Origin of the sequence: uncultured Cyclobacterium sp. (genome assembly GCF_963976465.1) — a bacterium.
Lineage (GTDB): Bacteria > Bacteroidota > Bacteroidia > Cytophagales > Cyclobacteriaceae > Cyclobacterium.
Genome location: NZ_CAXBOC010000532.1, coordinates 1 through 3,614, shown reverse-complemented (window position 1 = coordinate 3,614; position 3,614 = coordinate 1). Strand labels below are relative to the sequence as shown.

The following is a 3,614-nucleotide window of genomic DNA, read 5'->3' as shown; positions in this document are numbered from 1 at the left end:
CCCTTACGTGGTCAAGTTTTATCGAATTTTCCAACAAGCCCTAATAAAATTTCAAAAGCCAGTTCATTGTTTATGGACTGGCTTTTTAATTTCATTTACTTCCTTGAACTCTTGGGCAGGCTCATTTTCAGGATTATATAATTATTTTGGCTTGTTGCGCTTGCCGAAGTACAAAAAATCATCAATTCCTTTACTGATTTCAACATCACTGCAAGGATTGGATCAAAGAGAATTTCCTGAAGAAAATAATGCTTACCTACTTTCCAAACATTAATTGATTGTAATACTTAAATCTGTATAATGTGCCCCATTTCCACATCTTGCTAAAATCCTTTTCTCTTATTTTACCTAAAGCTCTAAGTCGGTAATAATCAACAATAGGATGATAAATGAAAGAATAAATAAAAGCAGCGATAACAAATTGACCGGTAGATATATATCCTTCTAACCAGGGGTACAGTATTAATACGAACGTAGCATTAGCCACTAGATGGTATATTAAATTGTTTTTCATAACTCTTTCACATTCTAGCCAACCAAATACAAGTGTTCGTTTCGTAAATATGGTATCTACTATTAATATAGTGAATTTATTCTGTAATTAAAATGTAAATTCTCGAAACCCTTATGTCTGCTAAATAAAATCAGTATAAGACATACTTACCGGAATAAAATGCTCATCTACTTGTACTTGGTGTCGTTCTTTTTTATTAATCCTATTTTTATTGACCATAAAGGACCTATGGGTACGGATAAAATAGGAGGGGAGTAGCTTTTCCAATTCTTTAAAAGTCATCCTACTCATTATCTTTTCATTTTTCAATTGCAGGCTAACGTAATTTCCTGAGGCTTCACAGAACAATAGCTCATAAAAATTCACCCTTTGTTGGCTGTCTGTAGTCTTGATAAATACAAACTCAGGTTCTTCTGAAGGTTGCAAAGCTTTCCAATCTCTTGCTTTTTGACAGGCTTTTAAAAAGCGACTTAGGGGAAATGGCTTTAAAAGGTAATCCAGTGCATTGAGTTCAAAACCTTTTACCGCGTATTCTGAATAGGCGGTAGTAAAGATGACCATTGTGGATTCAGGAAGCATGGCCATCAGGTCGATTCCTGAAATATCAGGCATATTGATGTCCAAGAAAATAAGGTCTACCGGTTGTTGGCTTTGGTACTCCAGTCCCTGGATGCCATCAGAAAAAACGGCTTCCAGACTAATGAAAGGAACTTTGGAGGCGTGGGATTTGATCACCTCCAAAGCCATTCGCTCATCATCAATTGCTATTGCTTTTAACATAAAGTTAAATTTGTACTAGGTAATAGAAGGTCTTCAGGTTAAATCAATCTAGTTGTAAGGAGAAATGTACGAAAAATTCACTTTCATTGGAAATGGTGGAAAGACTATACTTTCCGGAATAATAGTGTTGCAGTCGCTTTCTTACATTTTCCAATCCTATCCCGGATTCATCTTTGGGATCATCCGTCACTTTTTTTGGATGGATACTATTGACCAAATCCAGGTGTACCGTTCCTTGCATGCAGCGTAGGTTGATCCTTATCCAGGACTTGTTATTGGTGCTAATGCCATGCTTGAATGCATTTTCTACAAAAGGTATCAGCAACATGGGAGCTATATTCCCATCACATTCAGCTGTTGGTAATTTAAAATCAACCGAGAGGTTCTCTTCATTCTCAAAACGTAGCATTTGAAGGTCCAAGTAGTTTTTAACATAGGCAATTTCTCTTTTTAGGGGGATTTTATCTTGTTGGTTTTCATGAATCATAAAGCGCATCATGTCTCCAAGTTTTTGAACCCCATCTGCCGTTTTTTCTGCGTTTTCCATCAAAGCAGTACCGTAAAGGGTATTCAATGCATTGAACAAGAAATGGGGATTGATTTGCGATTTAAGAAAGCTTAAATTGGCCGAGCCCACATTTACTTTATGGCTTAGGTTTTTAATTTGACCTACCAACCCAAAATACTTTTCAAAAGCAAGATTGGAGAGGGGGATAATAACCAGTTGGATCAATAAACCGATGCCCAGACCAATTAAAAGTGGAATTTCTTCCTGTTCAACTAAGCCAATAAAAATAAATGTACCTGGGAGGATGAATAATAAAGTAATATTAAACCAGTTGGCAGCCTTTCTTTTTCCCGCCTGTCGTTTTTTATAAATAAGGAAATAATTATAAACCAATATCAAAACAATTGTTGGTAGTGCAAAGGCCAATACAAGGGCGATCCCCCTATGCACAAGCTCATTAACCTGGAGAAGGAATAATGTCAGAAAAAACAAAATACTACCTAGGCGAATTGAATTGTAGGGTTGAAAATCCTTCATTTTTGGAGGGGTCAACACTTGCTTCAAAAAGATCACCCAAACCAAATAGCCTAAATAAATGGCCATTATTTTAAAATAGTAGGCCGTAAAAGGAGCTTCAGTAATATTTGCTCCATCAGAAAATAAAGTAATGATGATGTAGGAGAAAATGGCAATTAAAACGCTTAGTATAATCAAGCGTGCCATTTTTTTATTCTTTAGGTAATTAGGTATCAGTACCTTATGAAACAGGAAAAAGACTAGAAATAATAGTAGCGGAATAATAATTTTGGCGAAATAGCTAATTAAACCATCATTAATCAAATGATAACCCCCATTACCTGCACTGAGTATATTGACCAAAACAATTATCAGAAAGACCAGGGTAACGATCCACCATTCGATTTGCCGAAATGCCAAAGGTTTATTTTTCATATTTGTTCAATTTATAGATTAAAATTTAAACCGAATATTTTGCATTCGGTTCTGAGTGGGTTTATTTGATTGGAATATTTATGGGCAGCATAAGCCAGGTAGATATTGTACAGCAAGCCTGCAATAATCAATAGTATAAAACATTTTTTGTTGTTTTTGGTCATAGCGATTCTTCATTGAAAACATCCGGATCGTGTAATAACAAGTTTTGATGCCTGTTAATATTTACACAAGAATATTCCATTCAGAAGCTTCAATCAAAGAAATGTGACGAAATGGGGTGATACAGGGATGGAAATGTTCTTGACCACCATTGCTTATTCGCCGCTAGCTGAGTCCCGGTGACGGATCAGAAACGATGACCGGCAGCTGAGCTTGCCGAAGCCTAGAGAAGAAGAATGCTATACCGGTGGCTGAGCGGAGCCGAAGCCATAGGTTAATGTAAACAATTATAAAAAACGAATCAAATCCTCCCTATTAAGATGGCTAAGGCTGTCCAGACAATAATCGGGAAGGGAGTTGCCGAAAACCGAAATTCTTTGTAGCATCATAATAAAACAGAAGTAAGGCAAACCCAAAAGAATCACCTGATCAGATGCTTAAATTACTAAAAAATAACACGACCCTAAAAGCCGCTCCAAATTCAATAGCCAGCGACTCCCCCTTAGGGAAAGGGGGTTAAGCCTGTCCCGACTTTAATCGGGAGGGGATTTGTTGGAAAAACCGAATTTATTTGACGAATCATGTAAGTTTTAAATCCACCGTTTAATCCCTTAATGCGCTTTCGTCAATATGATTTTGTCAGTATTGTTGCAGAAAAAGCGCAACAATGCCGCCAAAATCAAGAACGTATAGAATTCC

General features: G+C 36.7%; 3 protein-coding genes. 1 reads left to right on the top strand and 2 read right to left on the bottom strand.

Going from position 1 to position 3,614, the window contains the following annotated elements; all coding sequences use genetic code 11:
* Positions 1 to 274, top strand: a 274-nt coding sequence (locus AAC037_RS21675) for a hypothetical protein (protein ID WP_339905555.1), incomplete at its 5' end; no start/stop codon positions are given.
* Between the two features lie 360 nt (positions 275 to 634).
* Here the strand turns inward: AAC037_RS21675 and AAC037_RS21670 are convergent.
* Entirely contained in the window at positions 635 to 1,294 is a 660-nt protein-coding gene (locus AAC037_RS21670) for a LytTR family DNA-binding domain-containing protein (RefSeq protein WP_339905554.1), read from the bottom strand.
* Positions 1,295 to 1,337: 43 nt separating this feature from the next.
* Positions 1,338 to 2,753: a sensor histidine kinase gene (locus AAC037_RS21665; RefSeq protein ID WP_339905553.1), complete on the bottom strand. Its 1,416-nt coding sequence runs from the start codon at positions 2,751 to 2,753 to the stop codon at positions 1,338 to 1,340.
* Between the last annotated feature and the right edge of the window lie 861 nt (positions 2,754 to 3,614).